The organism is Bartonella sp. AP9QHHD (assembly GCF_042195625.1).
GTDB lineage: Bacteria > Pseudomonadota > Alphaproteobacteria > Rhizobiales > Rhizobiaceae > Bartonella.
Genome location: NZ_JBHIOP010000064.1, coordinates 1 through 22682 on the forward strand (window position 1 = coordinate 1; position 22682 = coordinate 22682).

Below are 22682 nucleotides of genomic sequence, written 5' to 3' on the forward strand. Positions count from 1 at the left end.
AGCCTTGGCACTCTCCGAGAGCTTTTCCTGTGTAAAAAAACTCTTCAACCATTGCCAAAAGTTGGAAAAGCTTTGTTTAACACCCTCCCACAAATTGCCAAACCACTCGACAACAGAGGAAAGTCCTTGTTTAAACTTTTGCCAATGGGAAGAGAAATCAAAAGCAGCAGCAATGATGTTTTTCCATTTGGTGGTGGTATCGGCACCAAAAAAGCGCATGACGGCTTCAAAGGCACGCCCCCAAGCCCGAGATACCCCCCGCGCAAAGCCTTTGACAAAAGAAGAAAAACGATCCCAATATTTCCACAAAGCAAAACCAGCAGCAAGGATGACAGCCACAACAGCAGCAATGACCGCCCCGATCGGGGTAAAAATACCCCCCACAACAGAGGAAAGACTTGCCCCAACCACTTCGATCACTGTCCCCATCCAACCAAAAGAGGCAGCAAATGCACTTCCTGAGACAGCAATCCCCCGTAAAGCCCCTACCAGTAAAGTTATGGGGCGTAAGAGTCGGAGTGAACTTGCCCCAAGACCCGCGGTTAGCAAGCCCAGCGAGCGCCCTGCGGCTGCTAAGCCCCGCCAGCTTGCAGAAAGACCACGACTGAGTACTCTAAGCTTAATAAAAGAGCCCATCAATTGAAAAAGCCCAAGACGTGTCCCGGCAAGAGTAAAGCGCAACACGCGCAGAGCAATATTAAAAGCCATCAGAGCGGCAATGGTTTTGATAATGGCACTTGTTAAAGTGGGATGGGCATTCGCCCACGCCATAAGCCCATTAGTAAAATTGCCAACACTTTCCATCAAACTGTTGAGAGGAGGCAGAAGCACTTCACCAATGGTGATGCCCAAAGCCACAATACGGTTTTGTAAGAGCTCAAATTGCCGCATGGCACCGGTTGCTTGTTTGTCTGCTTCTTGCTCTACCGAACCTTTAAAGACTTGTGGATCTTTCACATACTCTAAAGCTTGCCCTAACAATTCTGGGTTGCCCACCAATTTGGCAAAATCACCAGTAAAATCGCGCCCCGCAATGGCAATCAGCGAGCGCATGCCCTGTTCGGATTTACCCAACACATTAAAAAAGCGTACCAAGGTGCCGGTGGCATCTTTGTCCAGATCTTGCATGAATTTTTCGCGAGAAAGCCCGATATTGGCAAAAGCATCTTCAATATGCTTGCCTCCTGCCTGAATACGGGCACTCATGGCATTAAAACCACGCGCGGCACTCTCTGGAACAATCCCAGCAGAAATCATCGCCGTACCAAATGCTGCAGTTTCGCGCGCGGTGAGCTTAAACATGGTTGCCGCACCGGTGGCACGATTGGTAAAATCAGACACTTCACTGGCTTTTGCCGCCATGTGATTAGAGAGATGATTGATAGCATCGCCTAGATCTTCAATGCCTGCTTGATTAAGCTTAAAGACATTGCGCAATTTGGCAAAGCGCTCCCCAATCTGATCCCCCGTCATATCAAAAGCTACAGCTGCTTTAGCGGCATAAATGCTAAAAGCTTCGAGATCTTGTTCACCAATGCCTGCTTGGCTAGCACTGGTCATCAGTTCTAAAACCTCACGCGCCGCTAGAGGAATTTTTGTGGAGGTCTCAAGGGCAAAACGACGCAATTCTTTTAAGCGATCAAGGGGGGCATCGAGAACCTTTTCTAGTCCCTTCATCGATTGATCAAATTGCATGGCTTTATAGAGCGGTGCAATTAAGGTTGCTGTTTGCGCAATGGCACCCACCATGCGCCCCCGCGCTTGGATAAAAGCATTTTCCGCATTCTTTGTCGCTTGGCTCAGATGCTCCGGGTCAAACCACCCTTTAAAATGCTGCCTTGTCTTGTTTTGGAAATGCGCAATATCTGAACTAAAGGCTGCAAGATCCCGCTTGGCAGAAGCTATCCCCTCTTGCAGATGATTAACAAAACGCACAACAAGGGAAACATCCATGATCGTCTCTTATCCTAACTGATGACTTTCATATTCTTGGGCTTTAAAGCGTGCGAGTTCTTCTCGATAGGCAATCACATCCAGCCAATCCATCTGGTTAATCTCTGAAGGCGCCCAGTGATAATAAAGGGCTAGTTCTGCTCCAAATTGTCTGGCAGAGAGGATTGGCGTTGCGTAAAAAAAGCAAAAAAAGCCTTCAATATTGCGACAATATCCATCACATCAACTCGATCAATCAATTCAATAGATTCATGTGACATATCAGCCAAAAGTGCTGTGATGCCTTCTGTTGCCTCACTTGTGAACAAAACTTGAGAAAGCTTCGTGATAAGCACATCATTGCTCAAAGTGGTTTTTTGCTCTCCAAACTCAGGAAGCAGCAGCTCTGTCAATTGTGGTCCAATGAGCACCGCTAATTGCTTGGCATGCTTAAAAGTAGGGCGATAAAAGGTCAGTTTCTTGCATAGAGATTCTTTGCCACCTTTATCTTGATAAAGAAATGGAACCTGCAATTCCACGTCAATGCTGGTTTGTAAACTTGTCATGATCAATTCCTATAAATTGAGAATAGAGCGGCGGCGAGAACCGATCTCTTGCCCATTGCGGACAAGCCAGCCGCCCCGTTTAAAGGAAAAGCGGTGCAAAACAGAACCATCCCAAAATTCCGTATAGTCCCAAATATTTTTGATCTCGCAATCATAGCCTGTCGCTTTTCCAGCCGTTAAGCCTTCGCTATCGACTTTGACCAACCGCCCTGTCACATCAATGGAATGTTCATGCTCACGCCCATCTTCTTCAGAGATCACATGTTTTTTGCCAGTGAATTTATGACGAAGACCAGGAGGACCACCAAAAATACCGATGACCTCAGGGGTATGGCTGCGGATTTTCATTTGTAAACTCAAAGCTTTCACACCAAGACCGCTCACATCAATTTGCATATCAGAGCCGCCCGGTTGATAGGTTTCTGTAATTTCTTCCAACGTGGGCAGTTTCAATGTTTCAAGATCAAGGTGAAGATTCACATCATCATCAACAATCAAGGTAAAACCGCGTACAATGCGTAAAGTCATGCTTTAACTCCTTGCTGCTTTGCGATAAGTTTCAAGCGTATCGCCAAATTGATAAGTCATTTTCTTTTGGATATCTTGCGCCAAACGGTCAAAATAAGCGCTATTGCGCCGGCTGCCGAAACTCAAATCTTCTAAAGGTGGCACTTCTTCTGCATCAAATTCCACCCGCAATTTCCCCAGTTGTAAAGTGCTGTTTGAATTTAAATCACGATCAAACCAAACCCGCCCACCAAGCAGTGCACCGCGTGCAATCATATCATCAAGAAAGCTGGTCAAAGAGCGGGTAATGGCAATAACATGTTGACCAGTCAGATTCTCATCATTGGCCCAAGGGCGCAAATTGTTAATGATGGTTTTTTCCAAAGCTGCACGGGTGCGCACCACATTGACAAAGCGCCAAAGTGGATCACTGGAGGTGGTATGATTTCCCCATAAAATGCGGCCATTGGCAGCTACTTCTCCCTGCCCATTTTGGCTAAGCCGTGCTGAAATAAAGGTCGCAATATCGGCTTGGTTAAGGCGATTAGCCTCATGATCAATTTCGCCATCAAAATAGCTAATGGGGCGTGCTGTCCCTAAAATGCCATGCACATCTTGGTTGGAGGGAGACCAAAAAACACCGCCCCTTTGCTTGTCACGTTTGATAAACATGGCTGCTGCAAAAGGACTTGCCGGTTTAACACTAACACCCCCCTCACGATTTGCCACCCGTACAAAGGGGTCAATCAAATAACAAAAGCGTGAGGAAAAATCTGCACGATAGGCAAGGCTTTCTTCCGCATTTTTACCCCCCGTATCAAACACGGCAATCGCTTGTAGCTTTTCTGCAACCTGTTCCAAAGCGTCTGCCACGGGGTTTTTGCCATTGTCAATCCGCCCTGCACTATAAGCCGGTGCCAGTAAAATCCCAGGTTCCACACCTAAATGCCCCCGCGCATGCGCTAAAGCATGCACACCGGTCAAGTGAGTATTGGATCCCACCATTTCGGTTTGTGTCTCAGCAATGGTTGATTTTTCTTCTACCCGCACAAGGATAATTTGTGCCTCAATCCCCTGCGCGCACACAGCATTAATAACATCAAGAGCTGTGCCTCTTGTTTCAAGCTTTTGGATTTTTTCTGTCTCATGGGTGAAGACCAACACAGGCTCNTTTTCTGTCTCATGGGTGAAGACCAACACAGGCTCGTTGAGGGGAAAAACTTGGTTGTCAGCATCAGGGGCTGTAACAACCGCCCCAATAGCGGTCTGATCAAATGTTGCTAAAGGACGGGAATCCTCACCAGCCTCTACAATGCGAATCCCATGATTAAATTCTATTGTCATTTTGCTCTCCAAATTAATGAAGAGACCATAACAATCATCTCACTCTCTCATAAGACTGACACTGTNATTAAGGGGATAAGTTTGTGCATCAGCATCAGGGGCTGTAACAACCGCCCCAAGGGCGGTCTAATCAAATGTTGCTAAAGGACGGGATTTTTTACATTGATTAACCCTATTGACCTTAAATTATTGTCAAATACACAGAGTTATTCTTTATTTTGAGCTTTTCTTAATTCTGTAATGGGGACACCACCAATACCCCAATTGTCTGTCTCCACTTCATCAATCACGACAACAGTCGTTTTCGGATTTTTATTCAGAATATTAACTAATAATTGAGTTGCCCCTTCTATTAGTTGCCGTTTCTGTTCAGAGGTAACCCCTTCATTAGTAATTTTAATATTTATGTAAGGCATAAGATCTCCACAATTTACAAATATTGAATAAAAAAGCTCAAATAAATGAACGCAAAAAGATTAAATATTAATACATAATAACTATGCATTTTAAAGCTCGTATCCACCGGTGAAATATGCAGGCTACTGGAAGCAAAAATAGCATTTATTGATACAGGAGAAAGGAGTTGAGCTGCAATAAAGAAGCAAATCCAAACCAAATAATCCGTAACCCCATAAGCCATCGATGACCCTAGTAAGGGAAATGCCAAACTAAATAGCACCATAGGGTGAATTCCTACTACACTGAAAATTGGCAATACAAAGAGAATACAGGCATAACGCTGCCAAACAGAGAGTGATGCCAATGAGTGACTAAACGTCACCGGCAACAAAGGAATAAGCAAATCACAAGTAGATATTAGCAGACTACAACCTAGCAACAACATAATTTCACTGGATATACTGCGTATCACTGCCACCAAAGGAGTCAAAAAATCAATACTGCGTGAACTCCCACGCTCAATGAGGTATAGAATGCTCGCCGTCAATGCAATGCTTTCTAGTGCATTCAACCTAATAACTGTCAACGCAACGATAAATATTAGCCAGAAAAATATCAAAAAAATCCAAATTCTTACTCTCTCTCCTTCTTTATTCGCTCTTCTCTCATCGCAAATAATCGGGTTAGCTAGCGGTATAACAGGAGAAAGGCACAACAACAACAGACTGAATAGAAAAAGTGGTATCCCCAAAGCAGCGGATGTGAATATTGGTGTTCTAGGCATAGCAGCGAAAATTGTTGCTGCACCGATGCTGGTCGGCATCAGTACCATCGTGATGCTCATCATTCGCATCACAATAGCGGCCAAATGGCGAGAGGGAAAAACACTTTTTTTCAAGGCATCAATCATTAGGGGGATAACCCCCAAACTCATCGGCCAAGCTAAAAACGCAGTCAGTATCGCGATGGACAGGGTAAGCGAACCCTTTCCATAGCGCATCAACCGTTCAGAGAGAAATTCTGAAATACGCCATGTATTCATCACATGGCGCAACAATCCCATGGCGAGTAATAGCCAAAAGACATCAGTAAAACGCACAAGCACAGTACGAACATCAGGCAAGTGCCAACGCCATATCAGCACTAAAGCACAAGCCAACAGGATGAACACACCACTGCGTGCATTCCCCTTCAACCACCAGTATGGTATCGTCAAAAGCAAATAACCGAAAACAGTCACTCCAGCCAATGGAATAAGAAACCAAGTTCTTATTGAGATAGACATAAGAAAAATGAATAGCATCAGCATCGCCATTATAACGGATACGGAGGACATGCGTATCAGGAAGCTTTTTACATCATCAATGTACATTAATTGTTGAATCTTTGACTGAGTAGCGATTAAGAAGCTGCTCGTACATGTCAGTGACACAGCGCCCTGCATCCCGCAGTGCACGAGAATTAACTAAAGGCCTAGGCAAAATATATGTATAAAAATTGGGCCCCTCTACTGGATTACCGACCACCCATAATGTATTTTGTATTTGCCCTTTAGTGTCTATAGGATGCTGCCGACGGTCAATATCAATACCACCAGGATGATATCCTTGGTTGATAAATGGTCGAATGATGCCCTGACCAGCCAAATTCTGGATAAAAGGGGACTCATCACGCAACGGAGAAAAACTATCAATCTTGGCCTTGATCAGCACATCTCCATCAACTGAACTGTTTTCATCTTGGAAAACAGACTGAATTTCGAAACGGCTGGTACTAGCATTGAGAACAAGTTTAGGTGAAGGTCCACCAGCCAAAGTCACGATACCAGCCTCCATCAGAGCCTTCAACTCTTGGTTTCGCTGCATTGGTGGACCGACAGAAATACGGTTGAAGTTTGGATTAAAATATTCAATAAAGTACTTGTGAGATGAAGACGTTAACCCGCAAAAATCAATTGCTGAACGTAAGATATCACGGACATCTCGTAGCACATCTGTAGCAGCTTTCACTGGGCCATCAACATTACCTTCAGCGGAAGAATGAAGATCGTCCTTCAAATGCTCCATGAAGAATCTTGTATAATCATTCAGAGAGGCGAATATTTTATTTCGATGAGGATACAGCAACGCTTGAATACACTGCTCGTCTTTGGAAGTAACAACATAGGTTTCAGGGTCTAGCCAGTGCCCCAGCTGCGTACTTCGATAGACATAACACATTTCTTTAAGCAACAGAGGTAAAAGCTGCGTTTCGAAATCCAGCTTCGGAGAACCGTTAGCAATGCTGGATTGCTTACGCAGATGATGTATTGCATCGAGAGTAAGGAATGATGGTATGTATTGCCCACTACCACCCTTTTGATTAATCCCGCGACTACTAAAAGGCAATGTTTGACGGGAGAATAAAGCTATCTTCGGTTCTTTGCCGCTTGGCATGTAGCGCAATTGTCCAGCATTTTCAGTAAAAGTCCCACCGCGACCGTAAGTCAATTGCGACAAGACATCATAGCTAGTTAATCCAATTCCCTGCAGCAGCACACGAGACTGAGATTGTATAGAGTCCAACTTTTCAATTGGATAAGGATTCGAATAATAGTTCAGAAGAGCATTTTTCATTTGGTGACCAGCCACAAACTGTTGCAGGCTTTCATCATGCGATGAATATATATTCTTACCGTGACCCGTGGTCATATAAACAAAATCTACACTATAATGACAGCCATCTTCCAAAAGAACATCCGTTTTATTATCTTGGTGGATATGGAGATTGATAACCTTTTGTCGGATCTCCTTAATACGAATACCGGAAGGTAAATCTTGCGTGAGCTCTTGGTAAGCCCAAGACAGGTATTCCCCTAACAAACGACGTGATAAATAATCATTTTCTTTGATTTCTCTCCCAACATTATGCTCTGTACGAGAAAAAACACCGTTAATATTACGATAACCTTGTTGAATAGCCCATTGATAGAAATTCGGCCCTTTACGAATAGGCCCGACACCCTTAACTGTATCATCACCAAATAAAGTAATCTGGCAAGCGACAGTGTTAACCAATAAATGATCTGGCTGATGCACACTATGGGTACCGGTTCCCATCTCATTGGGATCAATCAATAAAATATCAATGTTCCCAGAAAATGGATAATGGGAATAAAGTGTGAGCAAGCGTTCGAGAATACTGATCCCACGAGGACCAACGCCCAAAATAGCGACTGTAGAGTGAAGCATTCTGTAATCTCCCCTATTAGAATAATTTGACTTTCACAAAATGTTTCAAAAAGAATGGAATAAATTCTCTGACTTTTTAGTGAAGATTGCGGGTTTATGAAACGCCAACGACCTTTTTACAAAGACAATATTGACAGATTCCAGCAGCAACAAAAAGCGCTACAGCACCACAGATAACGGAAAGCGCAATGGCATGTGAACCAGACTGTAAAAAACTCGTCAAGAGAGGTCCTAATATTTGGCCAAAACCGTAAGTTAAGGTAGCCAAGCCTAGCAGATTTATGCCATACGGCGCATATAAACGCTTAGCTAACGGCATAACTAAAGAAGTCGTCCCCATAAAAGTAAATCCAAACCCTATACAACTGAGAACGATCAGTACAAGAGACTGACTGAATAATGTCAGTAATACGCATCCTCCTTGGATAAGCAAATTGAGCATCAGACAACGTAATCCCCCCCACCGATGGGCTCCCCATAACCAAATGAAACAACTAGGAACAATGGCAATTCCGACAAACGACCATAAGTGGTTAGCAAGTCAGTGGGAAATTAAATGTTTTCGCCATCAGAGGAAGATATGTCGCGACAATAATATAACCAAACCCAGCAAGCCCATAAATCAGAGCGAGTTCCCACCAAACGATATTTTCGTGTGCCAATGACTCATTAATAGCAAATTGAGACGCATCAACACGACGTGGAAATAAAATAAACAACAAGAGCAACAATACAACAGATATAAAACCAGCTCCAAACCAAATATTTTTCGCGTTCAGCGATTTACTCAAACCAATAATAACATACTCATTACCCAGCAGAATACCAACTCCCACACCTGCATAGAGCGAAGCAATAACCCACAGCTTGTGACTATGCTGCATAACCGTCATAGAACCAAAAATCATCATTGCTGCACTCGCGATACCGGCAGCAAAGCGGATAAAGAAGACCAAGTAAAAGTTTGTTGTTAACGCCATGGCAAAAATAAGTGCACTCGTCACTATAGCTGCACCAAATAGCATGTAGGGAGCACGGGATATATTCCCAACTCTGCAAAACGAAAAAAACATACTCCCAACTAAATAACCGCCATAATTAGCACTAGCTATATAAGAAAGTTGCTTAAAGGTAAACAATCCTTCATCCAACATAACTGGAAATACCGGCGTATAGAAAAATCGCCCAATTCCCATCCCCAAAATCATAATAATCATACCGAACACAGCGATTTTGAAATAACTCAAATCTTGACGATTATTTTTTCCCCCCATTACTCTAATCCCTTAACTAATAATTCGCTCATCCGCATTCTATCTCATCGAGGGTAGCACTTATCTCAGAGAATAAAAGCCAATCTAGCCATTTGTTTGAACAACCAGAGGAACATATTGAGCGATTATTGTCAACATTACTGGATCAGTTATATGCATTTCTTCGTTTTACACTCTGCTCCATGTATGATCTTCTCCCTACAAAGCTTCTTTTTCAGAAAATAATGGCTGAAATTAAGCAGCAATAACAACGAGGAAATCAATAAGCACGCCCCCGTTCAAACAAGACAATATCCCCTAAAGCTCTGCTTCATCAGGTATGACTAAAATACCCTCACAAGGTTGCGTTATGTTCACATGGTGAACACCCTCAACCATCAAGCGGCTTAGTATCCAACTTAAAGAGAGATCAAGGACAAGCTTTTGCGCACGCGCCCATTCTGCTCTTAAATTCTGCTCTGCTCTTTCCAAAACAAAGGAACCTTCATCCGGTAACAACCAAAAATCAATAGTATTGAAGGGTATAAAGGCTACTTTTAATATAGCTTTGTTTTTTATCAGCAGCAGTAAAAAGTTTGTTTTTTTATAAAAATTGAAATTTATTCATTTTTTATCGTATATTTTATGTTATCTTCTTTAAATTAATTAAAAGATCATAGAATATTAAACTGATAGGATGCATTTTTCTCAAGTAGCATTTTAGAGAAATGTTGATTTAATCAGTGAAGACAAGCAATGAGCAAAGTTATAATTTGAAAAGACAGTATATAATGTTTTATGATCAATGATCTAAATTAGAGACATGAATTGGGGGAGTTTGATCTTTCTTACAGCACAGTAGCTCAAAAAAAACAGTAGATGAAGTTTAAAATTCACCATTATCCGTCATAAGATGAAAGCTTTCATCCCAAGTTTAATTTTTTTAAACTATTTTTTTGTTCTTTCTGTAATATCTAAAGAATATCTTCAAGCAATCATAAGCACTCTTTTAGGTTATCATTTCATGATCAAAGTAATGGTTATCGAGCTTCCATTCAAGATACTGTTTTGCAAAAGGAAATCGTCATTTCAGGATACGGAGGGATTTATGTATTTAGTCACAATGTATCATGCACCCTTCCTCTTATATCAGAAATTTAATTCTTAATCGTAATGACGTGATTAAAAAGCACCTTGCGAGACAATCTTTTTAATAAATAAAGTAAAGATGAATTCTGAAAAAAACTTTTTTAGACGTAAAGTGATACGGAGAAACAGTCAGAAAGAAAGGGGGGGATTACAAATGTTGATGACTATAAAAAAAGATATCAAAAAATTACCAAAAACCGATTTATGGATCATTTGTGCTATTTCAGCTGATCAGCAAAGAGAATGGATCAGTAAATGGTGTATAAAAAATAAACACACTTCTATAAGTCCTAATTATGTCAATGATCTTGCCGTCCTAGGGTCATTTTACAGATCTAGACAAAATGATTACTATGGAAGAAACAGCCCCACAAGCAATTCCCCTCAAAAGATAACAATCTCATTTATGAGGCTTATGTTGCTTCTCATAATCACTTCAAAATTGCATCATTTTCTCTCATTAATACGCTTTAAAGTCCCATATAGACTAAGAGGCCTTTTAAATTTTGGGGTGGTTATGGAAGCCTTCTTTCCACTGATCCCTAAATGGGGATATGAAATCGCTATCTTTTCACAGAAAAATATTCTTTTTAGTGAAAATTCTTATTGTACAATCTATGAAACAACACAATGAACAGACCTCGCACCCTTGCTCTCACCTATGGATCCTATAACGCTATCCGCATGCTGATCGGCGTTTACCATGCGATTTTTTTAATGTCCATGGGAGTGAGTCTGGCGCAATTAGCTCTGCTTCAGGTTGTCTTTTCCACCACCATTCTGCTGCTTGATTTTCCCTGCGCTGTTTTATCTGACAGATATCGGCATAAATATTCCGTTATGGCTGGGGTCTTTATGACAGGAGTATTTTATCTTCTATGCCTTCAAGCTCCCAATATGACAGCACTTATTATTGCGCAAATTCTCTATGCAGCAGGCATTTGCATCATTGTCAGCGCCATTGACGGATGGATTTACCATTCTCTAGGCGATAAACAGGATCACTTTTCGCATTATGCTCATCTCTACCACCAGGTTAACTCTTTTGGAAGTATTCTCAGTGGGATTGTAGGAATTGGAACGATCTATTACTCTGGACGATATTTTATGGGATATATCATCTCATGCCTCATGATGGGATTTATTTTTTTGATATTCCTTATTGTTCCTGAAGAAAAGAAAACGACAATTGAAACGTCCAAAACAAAAACAATCTTGCACAATGCCAAGGAAACGCTCTGGATATTTCAAAATACAGTAGGAGGAGCATGGTTTATTTTCCTCATGTGCCTTTTTAGCGCTGGTATTCAGATTATTTATCATTTCTGGCAACCAATAATACTTTTAGGGGGAAAAATTCATCACCTCAACGGTTCGCAAATGCTCGTCTTGATGTGCTGCCATATTGGAGCCTTTTCAGCACAATATTTTTCAAATTTACTGATGTCTAAGTATCATGTTCTTGATAAAAAATATAAGAATTCTATAAAATATTTTTCCTTCTTTTCTGCGCTGATGTGCATAGCGCTCTATTTTTCAGTTCATAGCCATCAAACGGCTGCATCAGTCATCGCCTTCTCTTTAATCCATGGATTTATTTGCACTGTACCGATCGGCGCAAAAAGCTTATTTTTCTCAGAACTTAACCAAAAACAAACGCAGCATATTTCCGGTGTTGTTGGTGCTGTCTCTTTTAGCGGAAGAATATTTTCAATTACAGTATTGAGTATTATTTCTTTTCTTCCTGCAAAAGTTTCTCCATCTTACTACCTAATATTACCGACCATTACTTTTTTCATGTGTGGTTTGGTTGTCATGAGATGGATGAAACACTCTCAAAAGTCTCTATGAGAGGAAAACCATAACATTTCACCCACAATGTTTTCTTCTAAAAGAAATCTATAACTTTTTTGAGAGCATTGCCACATCCAACTTTCAATACACAATGCAAATATAAAGCAACACGTTGATTTATAATGATAATATACCAAACGCGAATATTGTAAGATTCTTTCTTTTCAAATCTGCTTTATGGTTGAAACAATCAAAATCATTTGCTTGCACATCATAAGCAAAGAAAGCCGTATAAATAAAAACGATTTAGAAAGGAAAAATGCCTTTTATGAACTCTCATAGTCAAAATCTATAACAACAGGAAGGCAGATATATAAGCAGATATATAATATGCCTCTTTGCATCTTCATAAGTATACAAATGATGTGGCTTTATAAGGCTTTATATGTCTCACAGAAACTTTTGTGTTTTATACCATTTACGAGGCAGCGTCGCAAAATGGGCTTACACACATTGCAAAGATATCTCTTTAAAACAAGCGCATAAATCGGCAACACAAGTATATTTGTGTTTAGAACATGCTTTTTATATGAGAGGCATAATCCCAACGGGATAAACAGAATTCCGATACACAGTCAACTGCTTTTATAACAATAGATGGCGGAGAGGAAGAGATTCGAACTCTCGAGAGCCTTTTGAGCCCTACTCCCTTAGCAGGGGAGCGCCTTCGACCACTCGGCCACCTCTCCAACAGAGAGGCATAAATGGTATCAACAGAAAGTTCAAGACATTTTCGATTTTTTTCCCAAATATCTGAATTTTTTTTCCTTTATTGATCCCATAAGGAGCAAAAGTTAATAAAACAAAAATTGTGTCTTTTTTACCACAGCATCTCGAATAGTACATGTATATATTACAAAAAGGTAATTTCACATTTGAAACTCTAAAAAGATTAGTTATAGCTAAGATAACAAGTGCTGCGTATTTACTTATGTCTTTGTCCTTAATGCGTTAGGCAAATGGTACTCTTTAGAAGAAATTTAACCGGACCTCGGAGATCCCATATGAATATTAAATCCCTCTTTTTAAGCTCTACAGCAGCTTTTTTAGCAATTTCTGGAGCACATGCTGCTTCAACAGTTATCGCCGAACCCGAACCTGTAGAATATATTCGCGTTTGTGATGCCTATGGAAAAGGATATTTTTATATCCCTGGAACAGAAACCTGCATGCGTTTATCAGGAAATGTTCGTACTGATTTTATAGGCGGTGATAATATCGATGCAACAACCGAAACTGAACTAAGAAACAAAAGAAAAACCTATGGCGCAGCATCACGGCTCACCCTTGTTTTTCAAGCAGCTTCTGAAACAGAAATGGGAACACTTCGTTCATATGCAAGAATTTATTCAAACTGGGGTGATGGTAGAGACAACGCTGCTGCAAAGCTTGCCGCGGCTTACATTGAACTGGGTGGTTTTCGCGTAGGTCTTGATGACACAATTTTCAACAGCTGGACTGGTGATTATGGAAATGTTCTCAATGATGACAGCATAGCGCCTGCCGGCACAACACGCACCAATTTTATTTCCTACACCTTTAGTGGTGACTCCGGCTTTTCTGCTATTATCGGCGCTGAATTAGGCAATAATGCAGATTCTCTTCCAGGAATAACAGGATACTACATTGATAAAGATGATAAGCTTGTTTCTATCACTGAGGGCACTCTTCCAAGTAAAGCAATTAAAAATTACACCCCGAATGTGGTTTTGGGTATAAAGTTCATGCAAAAATGGGGTGGTTTTTCAGCAGTTGCAGCATATGATGCTTACTACAAAAAGTGGGCTGGAAAAGTACGTGCAGATTTCAATGTCAACGATCGTTTCAATCTATGGGTAATGGCTGGCTATAAAAATGGACTTGATTACTACACAGTAAATGCAAATGATGAGTTATCACGAAAAAGCACAACAATTTATGCAAACTGGGGTGGTAAATGGGCTGCTTGGGCGGGTACCACTTACAAGCTTACTCCAAAAGCAAATTTGAATGCTCAAGTTTCTTATAGTGCTGTAAAAACCTTTGCAACTTCTGTAAATATTACATACACGCTGGTTCCAGGATTTGTGATTACACCTGAATTAACCTATGTTTCTTGGAACGATGATCGCGTTGTGACGGATAAAAATAATGATGAAAAACATTTATTCAACAAGAAAAGTGCTTTTCAAGGTATGATCCGTTTACAGCGTTCATTCTAATCCTATTTAAGCTACAGCTTTTAAAAACTGGCAACATGGTTTGCCAGTTTTTATTTTTGAAATCAAATATCATGAATATCTTTTCCTGATACGTATTGTCTTGTCTCTCGAAAAAAAACCGACTTAGTTTCATAAAACTACTCTTAGAAGATTAACCTGATATGTTTGATAAGAGCACCTCACACGGGCTTTTACACATCACTTCAAACACAATCTCTTCCTTGCCCTTTAAAGCATGAATAACCCCTTTGCTTTATGAGCAAATTGGTCTTTCTTGGTAATTTACTTCTAACCTTTGTTAATTTAGGTCATGATCTTCTCAAATAAATTCTACACTGAACAGATAAAATATTGAAAAAACAAGATATCATTGTGTTTTTGATATGCCTGAATGTGTCTTCTATCAACACTCTAAAACACAACGTTTTATAACACTGCTTCATTAAAAAACTTAATCATTAAGAAACATGCTGTCAAAACGATGCAAACATCCCCTAAAGCAATAAAAGAGAAAAGAGATATATCTTCAAAAAAATGAATTGACCTCTTCCCCTTCTAAAGAATAGCCCCCCTATCAGTAGCAATCTGTAAATGCCCCTATTTTTCTTGAATCTGCATCACTTTGATTTATAATCATAATTTATAATTTTGCATGTTTCAATCAACCAAAACCTTTCACTTGTACACGACAAGCGGAGAGAGCCGTGTGAATAAAAACGAGTAAAGAAAACCCTTTTATGTATCGTTTTCAGTTCCAAGGGTTGTCGTAACATTGAGATCTAACAAAATGTACGATAGTGCTAGGCACTTTTATTAAGCATAAAAATGAGGATACACTTCATAGAGGATTTTAGATTATATTCTCTATGAACGTCGTTATAAAATATGTGTTGTGATACACACTAAAAGACATTTCTTTAAAACAAGCATGGAAATATACAATACAAATCCATTTTATTTGAAGCGTTTTACCCTGCGTAAGGAACATGTCATCATATACACAACATCTTGGCTTTATGCGTTTTTAAAGGAAGAAAAATATAAGACAAAGAAACAATAAAATTTAATCTCTGCAAATCATAGAGCTTTCAGAGTTATGTTTCCATAAAACGCCTTATACCCTACAGGGAATTTTTTACACGATTAATGCCCTTTTTACATAAAGCCAATTGGCAAAAAGCAGCCTTTCCTGATAATAAAAAGGCTTACACGTAATCATAAGCCATATTTTCAATTAAAACGCATTGAATTCACGGAAAATACTTATCAACCAATGCATAAAGAATTGCTGCTGTTTCAACATCTAGAATCCCATCATAATTTTCTTGACGAAAATGAAGTTGAAATGCTCGGATCAAATCTTTGTATCCTGTTTGGGTACACGCAGCAGAAATGTCATATCCATAACATTTTAGCTTCGCCAAAACATCTTCTTTGGGTGGCAAATTCTTAGAGAATTGCTCCTGATAATGACTTTTTAGTTCATCATCATACCATGCTCCTATACCTGCGCTATAAAGTTCTCTCCATGGAAAAGCTGCTCCTGGATCACTTTTTCTTCCAATGGCAATATCACTATGTCCCACCACATCTGTTGGCATAATATCGGGATACCGTTGAAGAATATTTAAGGCAAGTTCCTTAACAGCATCAATTTGTATTGGATTATAAGGAGGAAACATACCCGTCCCATCATGATAAGTCGCTAAATTAACGATTTCAATCCCGATAGATGCATCATTGAGATGACTATGCCCAGCCCATGAACTCACACCCGCATGCCATGCACGCTCATTTTCATCAACCAGATTAAAAATACGCATATCCTTAAAGCCTGCCTCACGATATGTCTGCTCTGAAGGATCAGGAACAAGATAGTGTGCACTAACCTTTTCTCCTGTAAGCGCCATAATCGAGGCTTTAAAATCAATAGCCGTATAATGCATAACGAGAAAATGAACGCGACGACTAAAACTCTTGACAGAACGATAACTGTTGTAATCAATCTGATACATAAAAGCCCTTTCTTTTTTGCTTAAAAAACCACTGCGCATCACAACAGATAGAATACGAACTGTTAAAAAATGCAATAAACTTCCCATCTAGATACTAAGAATTACGACTAAAATTTGTTCATCAAAAATATTGACATTCTTATCAACAATTAAGACCACATTTTTATTTTTCTCCCACACACGCATAAAATGTTTTTAACCACATTAAATATTTTCCCCAAAAAAAATTCCTACAAATTACCAATCAAAAAGAAAACAAAAGCGTAAAATGATCACTCCTTAAATCTTCACGTCTTACAAAAAAAATAGTTCTTCCTGTTATCAAATTGAAAAATATCGCCCCTCGGAAGTGAACACCCAACGATCATGCAATCACACAAAAACTTAAAGGAAAAATTTTATGAGCTCTTTACAGCAATTTATTATCAGATAACAGAACGGCACATGTTCGCAATAAACTCTTCACGGACATATTGTTCAATAAAATTTGCAAAGCTTTCCTGTAAATGACACGACTTCTTGTCTTTTCACACCATCGCTTTTTGATTTTCAGAAGAATCTCAATTATCTACAACGCTTGCGGTACATGACGTCTCTGGATTCCTTGTCATAGGCTCCATGAAAGATAACATCTTAATTTATAATCATAATTAATCATTATAAATATTGAATATAGCGAGCCTAATATCGTAAAGTTTTTCTTAATCTTGAATCAATCAAAGTCATTTAATGACACATCAAAAGAAAAATTACCCTATAGACAAAAACCACTGAAGAAAAGGATCAAAGTACTTCTTATAATAGAACGTTCAATAATTTAGGCAATATTTTACATCCCCATAGAGGTTCATTTTTTCTTCTCCATTTTCAAATATCTTTTTAAGACAGCCCAGGCTGCATATTCTTGTAAGACGACACCTAAAAGTGGTCGCGTATAGGGAAAAGTTATACGATCATCACCATAACCTTTCATCCGTATAGTTATGGTAGCATGTCCAAGGCTTTCTGCTTGATTTTCTAATGTCTCCAAAGAAGGCTCTAGGCTCACTTCAACCTCAAGCAGTGGAATATCTTGTTTACCTTTTTCTATGGGCTGAAAATATTTTAAAAGCAGCGGATCATTGCCCAACCAATGAACCTCTGCATGCATCGCTAATTGTTTACAAGCAGTAGTAACTTCTGCCCCAACCAAATAGGGGTGAAAATGATTTTCAAATGCTTCCACGAAATGTTGTTCCAAGAGCGCTTCTGATTGAGCAACCAGTTGCACCAAAACATAGGGGCTTTTCCATAAAAAATGCCGTTCAAAGGGTTCATTTTCAAGATGATCATCAACCCACTGCGCAATAGTACTTTCATCAATTCCAATCAAAGTCCATGCATACTCTGCACGCGATACAGAAGAATATTTCTTCTCATTGTGTTCTAAATAATTCTCTAAAAGCGCAAGAGCCTGTGATGGTGGACCAGGCAAAACAACAAGCGTACTTCCATCGCAAGAGAGATAAAACCCTGGTGCTGTGCCTGTAGGATTATCAAGCACAGTTGCTGTCTCAGGAAACAATGCTTGACGTGCATTACTCTTATCCGCCGTAATCCCTAATCGTTGTAATTGACCTTTTATTGTTTGCCAAACATCTTCATGATGTAGTAAAGGCTGCTTTACAGCTTGAGCAACTCCATCGCGTGTTTTATCATCTGATGTTGGTCCCAATCCCCCACTGATAATGATAAGATCTTCTTGTCCAAGACAAGAAACAACAGTCTCACTGATTTGCTGTAATTGATCAGCACAAACAAAATGACGTGTGACTTGAATATTTCTCTTGTTCAAGCTTTGGCTTAAATCTTGTAAATTCGTATTCAAATATTGTCCTGAAAGGAGTTCATCACCAACGGTAATGATCGCCGCACGACAAACAAAGACAGAATTCATAAGAGAATTGCGAACAGCTTCAGCCATTTGACGGGTAGAGGCTATACCTCCAAGATCATAGGTAACGGTTTTTCCAGCACGAATAACCTGATCAACACTCTCAGATAATTGTTTTGCTGCATCTTTAAAGCCTAAGTGCTCTAAGAGTAAAGCCGTGGTATAAAGCATCGCAGAAGGATTGGCTTTATTTTGTCCAGCAATACGTGGTGCGCTTCCATGAACAGGTTCAAAACAAGCAATCTCGCTCCCCACATTCACATGAGATGCAAGCCCCAATCCCCCCATTATACCAGAGCCAAGATCAGAGAGAATATTGCCAAACATATTTTCAGCAACAATCACACCAAACTGCTCTGGCTTGGTTGCAATCCACAAAGCAACCGCATCAACATTCTGAATATCTGCTTCAATTTCCGGATAGTTTTGCGCAATTTTCTCAAAAATTTCCTGAGCAAACTGACCACTTTCTCGCAGAACATTGGGCTTATCAGCAAAAGTAACTCGCCTAAAGCTATATTTCCTTGCATACGAAAAAGCATATTCAAATAACCGTTCTAAACCAAAGCGTGTCTGCAAACGAACTGTCCACGCAGCTTCCTCAAGCCCATATGTTGTCAAATTTGGATGTTTTAGCCAAACGGCTGTTTCAGGAGAAATACCCCGAAAATCTAATCCAGCATAAAGGCCTTCACTATTTTCTCTGATAACACAAAAATGAAAAGGTTTTCTCGGACCAAAGATGTATCTTACAGGACGTATATTCGCAAACAAACCTAACTTTTGGCGAAGTTGAAGTGCGGGAGAAACATAGACAAGGTTTTTCTCTTTTAAATGCGGAGCAAGTTCTTTTAAAGCCGCTTCTTTTCCTTTACTGGTCACAGCACCAAGTAAAATAGCATCACTCTGAGTAATTTTTTGCCAAGTCGCTTGAGGGATAGGAGCTCCTTCCTGTTTCCAACATTCAAAACCAATATCACCATAAGTCAATTCAATCGGCAATTGAAATTGCTCTAAAACCATCAACGCAGCATCACAAACCTCTAGGCCTATCCCATCACCAGGTAAGACAAGAACTTTCTTTTTCATAGTCCCTCCATCCACTCATCAATGACTGCATCCGTCATAGTAGGATTATCCTCCCACAAACGCGTACCAGCACCAGAGATAATCTTATATTCATGGTTCAGATTATGACTTTGTGTCTGATTATTTACCGTTGCAAGTTGCGACTTTTCTCCCACTAAAGCTAAAAACTTCCCCTTGTACTTAACTAACTCATCTCTAGCATCCATCATCAATAAGAGTTTAAAGCCTCTTGTCATGCGTTCAATTGCCACGCTTTTTTGTTCATCAGGAATCTCCAATAAGGCTCTTTTTTTCATAACGCCAGAAGGATGCATAAAACCATTGAGTATTTCCAAAGCCCCCGATAAATCATTATTTTCTAAGGAGGCAAGAATATCTCCAAGGCGCCGTTGCAAAACCTTATCTGGATAGCCAGGCGCATTCACAGCAAGCACAGCTTGAACATTGGGAAGCTGGGCTGCCAATATTTGTACCAATGTTCCAGCCATAGAAAATCCCACAAGCACTGCGGGCTCTTTAAAATAGCTTTTAAGTTTTTCTGCCATAAAAGATAAAATGTCTACAGCAGAATAATTGAGAACATGAGAACCCTTAGGAAAAAGAGAAAGCGTATCCAGCAGAGTGACAGGGAATCCTTTTGTTGAACATAGCTTTGTCAATGGAGAACAAAAAACACCACCATCCCAAATTGGCATTACAGGAGAAAGAATAATAATAGGAAGGCTCATTGATCAATTCCTCCCCTTATTTTTAAACATGCATTAGAGCCAGAACTTTTCCTACCCAATATAATGAAAATATGTTGAAACTCTATGCTCATATTCTCCCCTCATAATAATCGATTTGTTAAACTCAAACTAAGCTTGTAACAAATTTTAAACCCACTCAATCCAGCAACTTAATAAAAAAATTCATCTAATGTACAGGTGCCCCATTTGTGTAAAACATCAAAAGCATTTCCGCATAATGCTTTCTTTTTATCATTTACTCAGCTTATTTCTGAAGTCATAAAATGACGCGCTTTTTGAATATAAATGATAAAACCAATCATACAACACACAGCTAATAAAGCTGCCATAGCCCGTGGGCTATGACCAGAGATTTTTCCGATAACCGCTGCACTGAGTGCCGCACTTCCTAATTGCAAAGATCCCATAACACCAGAAGCCGCTCCCGCAGCTTTCGGATGCGATGAAATAGCCAACGCTGTTCCTAACGGCAATAAAAAACCATTGCCAAAAGTAAGAACAGCAATAGCCATAAAACTTGTCACAAGGGGCCATGGGCTTAGATACATTTGCAAAGCAAACAGCACACCACCTATCACAAAAATAATGTACCCTCTGCCCACAGTCTTTTCCATAGACTCGCGTTCAAAAAACCATCGCGCCAAAAGATTTCCCAAAATATAGGGAAACGAGACACCAATATAGCTATAACTAATGTGTATCGGCGATAACCCCAAAGTCGTGAGTAAAAAAGGCGACTCCACAATATAAGCAAAATAGGCAGCGTAAGAAAAACACGGAATAAGTGCATAAAAAATAAATTGTTTATTTCTGAAAACGCCTAAATATGCCTTCATCAATCCTACAGGAGAAAAATGCTGCCGTTTTTGAGGGGGTAGAGTTTCGCTTAGCACAAAACAACATAGCAAAATGGTCAAAAATATAAAAAAGCTTAAAAAGATAAAAGTTGCCTGCCAATGAAAAGCCTGTATCAAAAGTCCACCAATGAAAGGTGCAAGCGCTGGTGACATTCCAATAAAAGGGAAAACAATCAAATAAAGTTTTCCAGCCGCTTTTTTATCCAACAAATCATTGATAATTGCACGACTTAAGACAAGTCCCGCACAAGCACCAAGACCTTGCAAAAAACGTAACACAAGAAAAGCGTGAATATGAACCGTATAAATCACACCAAGTGTCGTAAATAACCACAAGAATAAGCCCAATAGAAGTGTTTTTTTACGCCCAAAATTATCACTCAGCGGCCCATAAATGAGCTGTCCAAGTGCCAATGCCAACAAAAAAACCGCCACTGCACTTTGAATTTGAGATTGTGTCACTTGATAATATTGACGCATATCGCCCAGTGCTGGTAAAAAAATATCGGTAGAAATCAAACCTCCTGTTGATAAACATACGATAAGTATAATGAATGGTAATGTATATTTATGTTTCATCAGGAAAGTCACACTTTTTAGGTAGTTATTAAATAGTATTTAATTAAATATAATTATATTTAATGCTTATATATGCAAATAATAATTATTAAAAGTGTTATTATTTTACTTTATAAAAATATTATTTTTCTTATAGAAAGCATTTTATTTTACAAACTTCACGAGCTAAAAAGTTATTCCCTAACTAAGCTCTCCTGTACAAATACTTTGCCGTAATCTTCCGCTGCTTTTTTCATTGATATTATAAGCAAAAGCATAATCTCTCTCTCCACGGCAACAGTCCCACTTTCTATACAATATCCATCAAAGTTGATCGACAAAACGCAAAGCAGAAAAACAATCTCTAACGTCTCTACCCCAAAATCACTATGGTATAAACACGGCGCATAACACAACAATAGCTTGAAACCCCTATCAACACAAATAATTGTGTAAAAAATCTTGATCTATCCCCTATACCATAAAATATAATGCTTTCTCTGCAAACCAACTCACAACCAAATATATCTTACTCATTTCATAAAACTCTTCATCTAAGATAAATATCAAAAAATTATCGTGTAACATATTAACAAATATGATGTCATAACAATTCAATAAGCTTTTTATTTAACTTAATCCATGATCTTTTATAACACTATGAATTGAACATTACTGATATTTATTTTTATCTTCAAATGCGCCTTCTAATCTCATTTTATAAATATTCTTCCCATAAAAACAGTAACACTTTTATAAAAATAAGCAGATATACCCCCTACTTTATAAGCTAGAAACCAATAAACGATAGTATCCAGTTTTTTTAAATTATTCTCTCTCATGAGAAATTCTATGATAATATGATAATAGTATACGGATAGACCGCCTTTTTTCAGACATAAGTGAGGTCTTTTGGATTGTATAGCCACATTTTACTTCTCATAACAAACATTTGTTTAAAGTATTTTCCTATTCCTTTTTGGCGCATATCTATTCACTTTTGGAACATAATTAGCAAAAAGGCATTGTATCTCCAGCATATTCAA

17 protein-coding genes, 1 tRNA gene and 1 pseudogene are annotated in these 22682 nt (G+C 39.3%); 3 read left to right on the plus strand and 16 right to left on the minus strand.

The features are described 5' to 3' along the window. From ACFIK4_RS05325 to ACFIK4_RS05375, 11 genes and pseudogenes are all read right to left on the minus strand, one after another. On the minus strand, positions 1 to 1953 hold a 1953-nt coding region (locus ACFIK4_RS05325; RefSeq protein ID WP_375675324.1), incomplete at its 3' end, for a phage tail tape measure protein. 131 nt (positions 1954 to 2084) lie between these two features. Further along, positions 2085 to 2498: a hypothetical protein gene (locus tag ACFIK4_RS05330; protein ID WP_375641046.1), complete on the minus strand. Its 414-nt coding sequence runs from the start codon at positions 2496 to 2498 to the stop codon at positions 2085 to 2087. A gap of 9 nt (positions 2499 to 2507) precedes the next feature. Further along, positions 2508 to 3026 carry a phage major tail tube protein gene (locus ACFIK4_RS05335; RefSeq protein WP_375635060.1) on the minus strand — a complete coding sequence of 173 codons (519 nt, stop codon included), beginning with the start codon at positions 3024 to 3026 and terminating at the stop codon, positions 2508 to 2510. A 3-nt stretch (positions 3027 to 3029) separates the two neighbouring features. Next, the gene (locus ACFIK4_RS05340) at positions 3030 to 4349 is read right to left on the minus strand and encodes a phage tail sheath C-terminal domain-containing protein (protein WP_375675327.1); all 1320 of its coding nucleotides are present in this window, start codon (positions 4347 to 4349) and stop codon (positions 3030 to 3032) included. A 206-nt stretch (positions 4350 to 4555) separates the two neighbouring features. Further along, the gene (locus ACFIK4_RS05345) at positions 4556 to 4765 is read right to left on the minus strand and encodes a 2-hydroxymuconate tautomerase family protein (protein WP_375607418.1); all 210 of its coding nucleotides are present in this window, start codon (positions 4763 to 4765) and stop codon (positions 4556 to 4558) included. Positions 4766 to 4779: 14 nt separating this feature from the next. Next, complete coding sequence (locus ACFIK4_RS05350) at positions 4780 to 5871, minus strand: hypothetical protein (RefSeq protein WP_375675329.1); 1092 nt, start codon at positions 5869 to 5871, stop codon at positions 4780 to 4782. Then, a complete protein-coding gene (locus tag ACFIK4_RS05355) occupies positions 5864 to 6013 on the minus strand; it encodes a hypothetical protein (RefSeq protein ID WP_375624179.1) in 150 nt (49 codons plus the stop codon). The genes ACFIK4_RS05350 and ACFIK4_RS05355 overlap by 8 nt, the downstream gene beginning before the upstream one ends. A gap of 96 nt (positions 6014 to 6109) precedes the next feature. Next, the gene (locus ACFIK4_RS05360) at positions 6110 to 7978 is read right to left on the minus strand and encodes an FAD/NAD(P)-binding protein (protein WP_375675331.1); all 1869 of its coding nucleotides are present in this window, start codon (positions 7976 to 7978) and stop codon (positions 6110 to 6112) included. A gap of 94 nt (positions 7979 to 8072) precedes the next feature. After that, the gene (locus ACFIK4_RS05365) at positions 8073 to 8489 is read right to left on the minus strand and encodes a YbfB/YjiJ family MFS transporter (RefSeq protein ID WP_375675343.1); all 417 of its coding nucleotides are present in this window, start codon (positions 8487 to 8489) and stop codon (positions 8073 to 8075) included. 22 nt (positions 8490 to 8511) lie between these two features. Beyond that, positions 8512 to 9252: a YbfB/YjiJ family MFS transporter gene (locus ACFIK4_RS05370; RefSeq protein WP_375675333.1), complete on the minus strand. Its 741-nt coding sequence runs from the start codon at positions 9250 to 9252 to the stop codon at positions 8512 to 8514. 259 nt (positions 9253 to 9511) lie between these two features. Further along, positions 9512 to 9759 (minus strand): annotated as a pseudogene (locus ACFIK4_RS05375) (baseplate assembly protein); the annotation flags it as partial. A gap of 775 nt (positions 9760 to 10534) precedes the next feature. Between ACFIK4_RS05375 and ACFIK4_RS05380 the strand changes: the two are divergent. After that, entirely contained in the window at positions 10535 to 11014 is a 480-nt protein-coding gene (locus ACFIK4_RS05380) for a hypothetical protein (protein WP_375638787.1), read from the plus strand. Then, complete coding sequence (locus ACFIK4_RS05385) at positions 11011 to 12231, plus strand: MFS transporter (protein ID WP_375638789.1); 1221 nt, start codon at positions 11011 to 11013, stop codon at positions 12229 to 12231. Before ACFIK4_RS05380 ends, ACFIK4_RS05385 begins: the two co-directional genes overlap by 4 nt. 601 nt (positions 12232 to 12832) lie before the next feature. On the opposite strand, the gene ACFIK4_RS05390 is transcribed toward ACFIK4_RS05385, so the two are convergent. After that, positions 12833 to 12923: transfer RNA gene (locus tag ACFIK4_RS05390), tRNA-Ser, on the minus strand. 315 nt (positions 12924 to 13238) lie between these two features. Between ACFIK4_RS05390 and ACFIK4_RS05395 the strand changes: the two genes are divergently transcribed. Then, positions 13239 to 14435 (plus strand): porin, encoded by a 1197-nt coding sequence (locus tag ACFIK4_RS05395; protein WP_375675336.1) that lies wholly within the window; start codon positions 13239 to 13241, stop codon positions 14433 to 14435. 1250 nt (positions 14436 to 15685) lie between these two features. On the opposite strand, the gene ACFIK4_RS05400 is transcribed toward ACFIK4_RS05395, so the two are convergent. The 4 genes from ACFIK4_RS05400 to ACFIK4_RS05415 all read right to left on the minus strand — a co-directional run bounded on the left by ACFIK4_RS05400 (position 15686) and on the right by ACFIK4_RS05415 (position 21657). Then, positions 15686 to 16450 (minus strand): N-acetylmuramoyl-L-alanine amidase, encoded by a 765-nt coding sequence (locus ACFIK4_RS05400; protein WP_375613801.1) that lies wholly within the window; start codon positions 16448 to 16450, stop codon positions 15686 to 15688. 847 nt (positions 16451 to 17297) lie between these two features. Continuing rightward, the gene (locus tag ACFIK4_RS05405; RefSeq protein WP_375675338.1) at positions 17298 to 19472 is read right to left on the minus strand and encodes an isocitrate/isopropylmalate family dehydrogenase; all 2175 of its coding nucleotides are present in this window, start codon (positions 19470 to 19472) and stop codon (positions 17298 to 17300) included. Continuing rightward, a complete protein-coding gene (locus tag ACFIK4_RS05410) occupies positions 19469 to 20200 on the minus strand; it encodes an alpha/beta fold hydrolase (RefSeq protein WP_375675340.1) in 732 nt (243 codons plus the stop codon). The genes ACFIK4_RS05405 and ACFIK4_RS05410 overlap by 4 nt, the downstream gene beginning before the upstream one ends. A gap of 260 nt (positions 20201 to 20460) precedes the next feature. Then, positions 20461 to 21657, minus strand: a complete 1197-nt coding sequence (locus ACFIK4_RS05415; RefSeq protein WP_375627883.1) for a multidrug effflux MFS transporter — start codon at positions 21655 to 21657, stop codon at positions 20461 to 20463. Positions 21658 to 22682: the final 1025 nt, after the last annotated feature.

What these genes read in the sequence shown, in the direction of transcription:
- ACFIK4_RS05330 (WP_375641046.1), bottom strand. Translation starts at nt 2,498, where the DNA reads ATGACAAGTTTACAAACCAGCATTGACGTGGAATTGCAGGTTCCATTT.
- ACFIK4_RS05335 (WP_375635060.1), bottom strand. Translation starts at nt 3,026, where the DNA reads ATGACTTTACGCATTGTACGCGGTTTTACCTTGATTGTTGATGATGAT.
- ACFIK4_RS05345 (WP_375607418.1), bottom strand. Translation starts at nt 4,765, where the DNA reads ATGCCTTACATAAATATTAAAATTACTAATGAAGGGGTTACCTCTGAA.
- ACFIK4_RS05360 (WP_375675331.1), bottom strand. Translation starts at nt 7,978, where the DNA reads ATGCTTCACTCTACAGTCGCTATTTTGGGCGTTGGTCCTCGTGGGATC.
- ACFIK4_RS05370 (WP_375675333.1), bottom strand. Translation starts at nt 9,252, where the DNA reads ATGGGGGGAAAAAATAATCGTCAAGATTTGAGTTATTTCAAAATCGCT.
- ACFIK4_RS05380 (WP_375638787.1), top strand. Translation starts at nt 10,535, where the DNA reads ATGTTGATGACTATAAAAAAAGATATCAAAAAATTACCAAAAACCGAT.
- ACFIK4_RS05385 (WP_375638789.1), top strand. Translation starts at nt 11,011, where the DNA reads ATGAACAGACCTCGCACCCTTGCTCTCACCTATGGATCCTATAACGCT.
- ACFIK4_RS05395 (WP_375675336.1), top strand. Translation starts at nt 13,239, where the DNA reads ATGAATATTAAATCCCTCTTTTTAAGCTCTACAGCAGCTTTTTTAGCA.
- ACFIK4_RS05400 (WP_375613801.1), bottom strand. Translation starts at nt 16,450, where the DNA reads ATGTATCAGATTGATTACAACAGTTATCGTTCTGTCAAGAGTTTTAGT.
- ACFIK4_RS05405 (WP_375675338.1), bottom strand. Translation starts at nt 19,472, where the DNA reads ATGAAAAAGAAAGTTCTTGTCTTACCTGGTGATGGGATAGGCCTAGAG.
- ACFIK4_RS05410 (WP_375675340.1), bottom strand. Translation starts at nt 20,200, where the DNA reads ATGAGCCTTCCTATTATTATTCTTTCTCCTGTAATGCCAATTTGGGAT.
- ACFIK4_RS05415 (WP_375627883.1), bottom strand. Translation starts at nt 21,657, where the DNA reads ATGAAACATAAATATACATTACCATTCATTATACTTATCGTATGTTTA.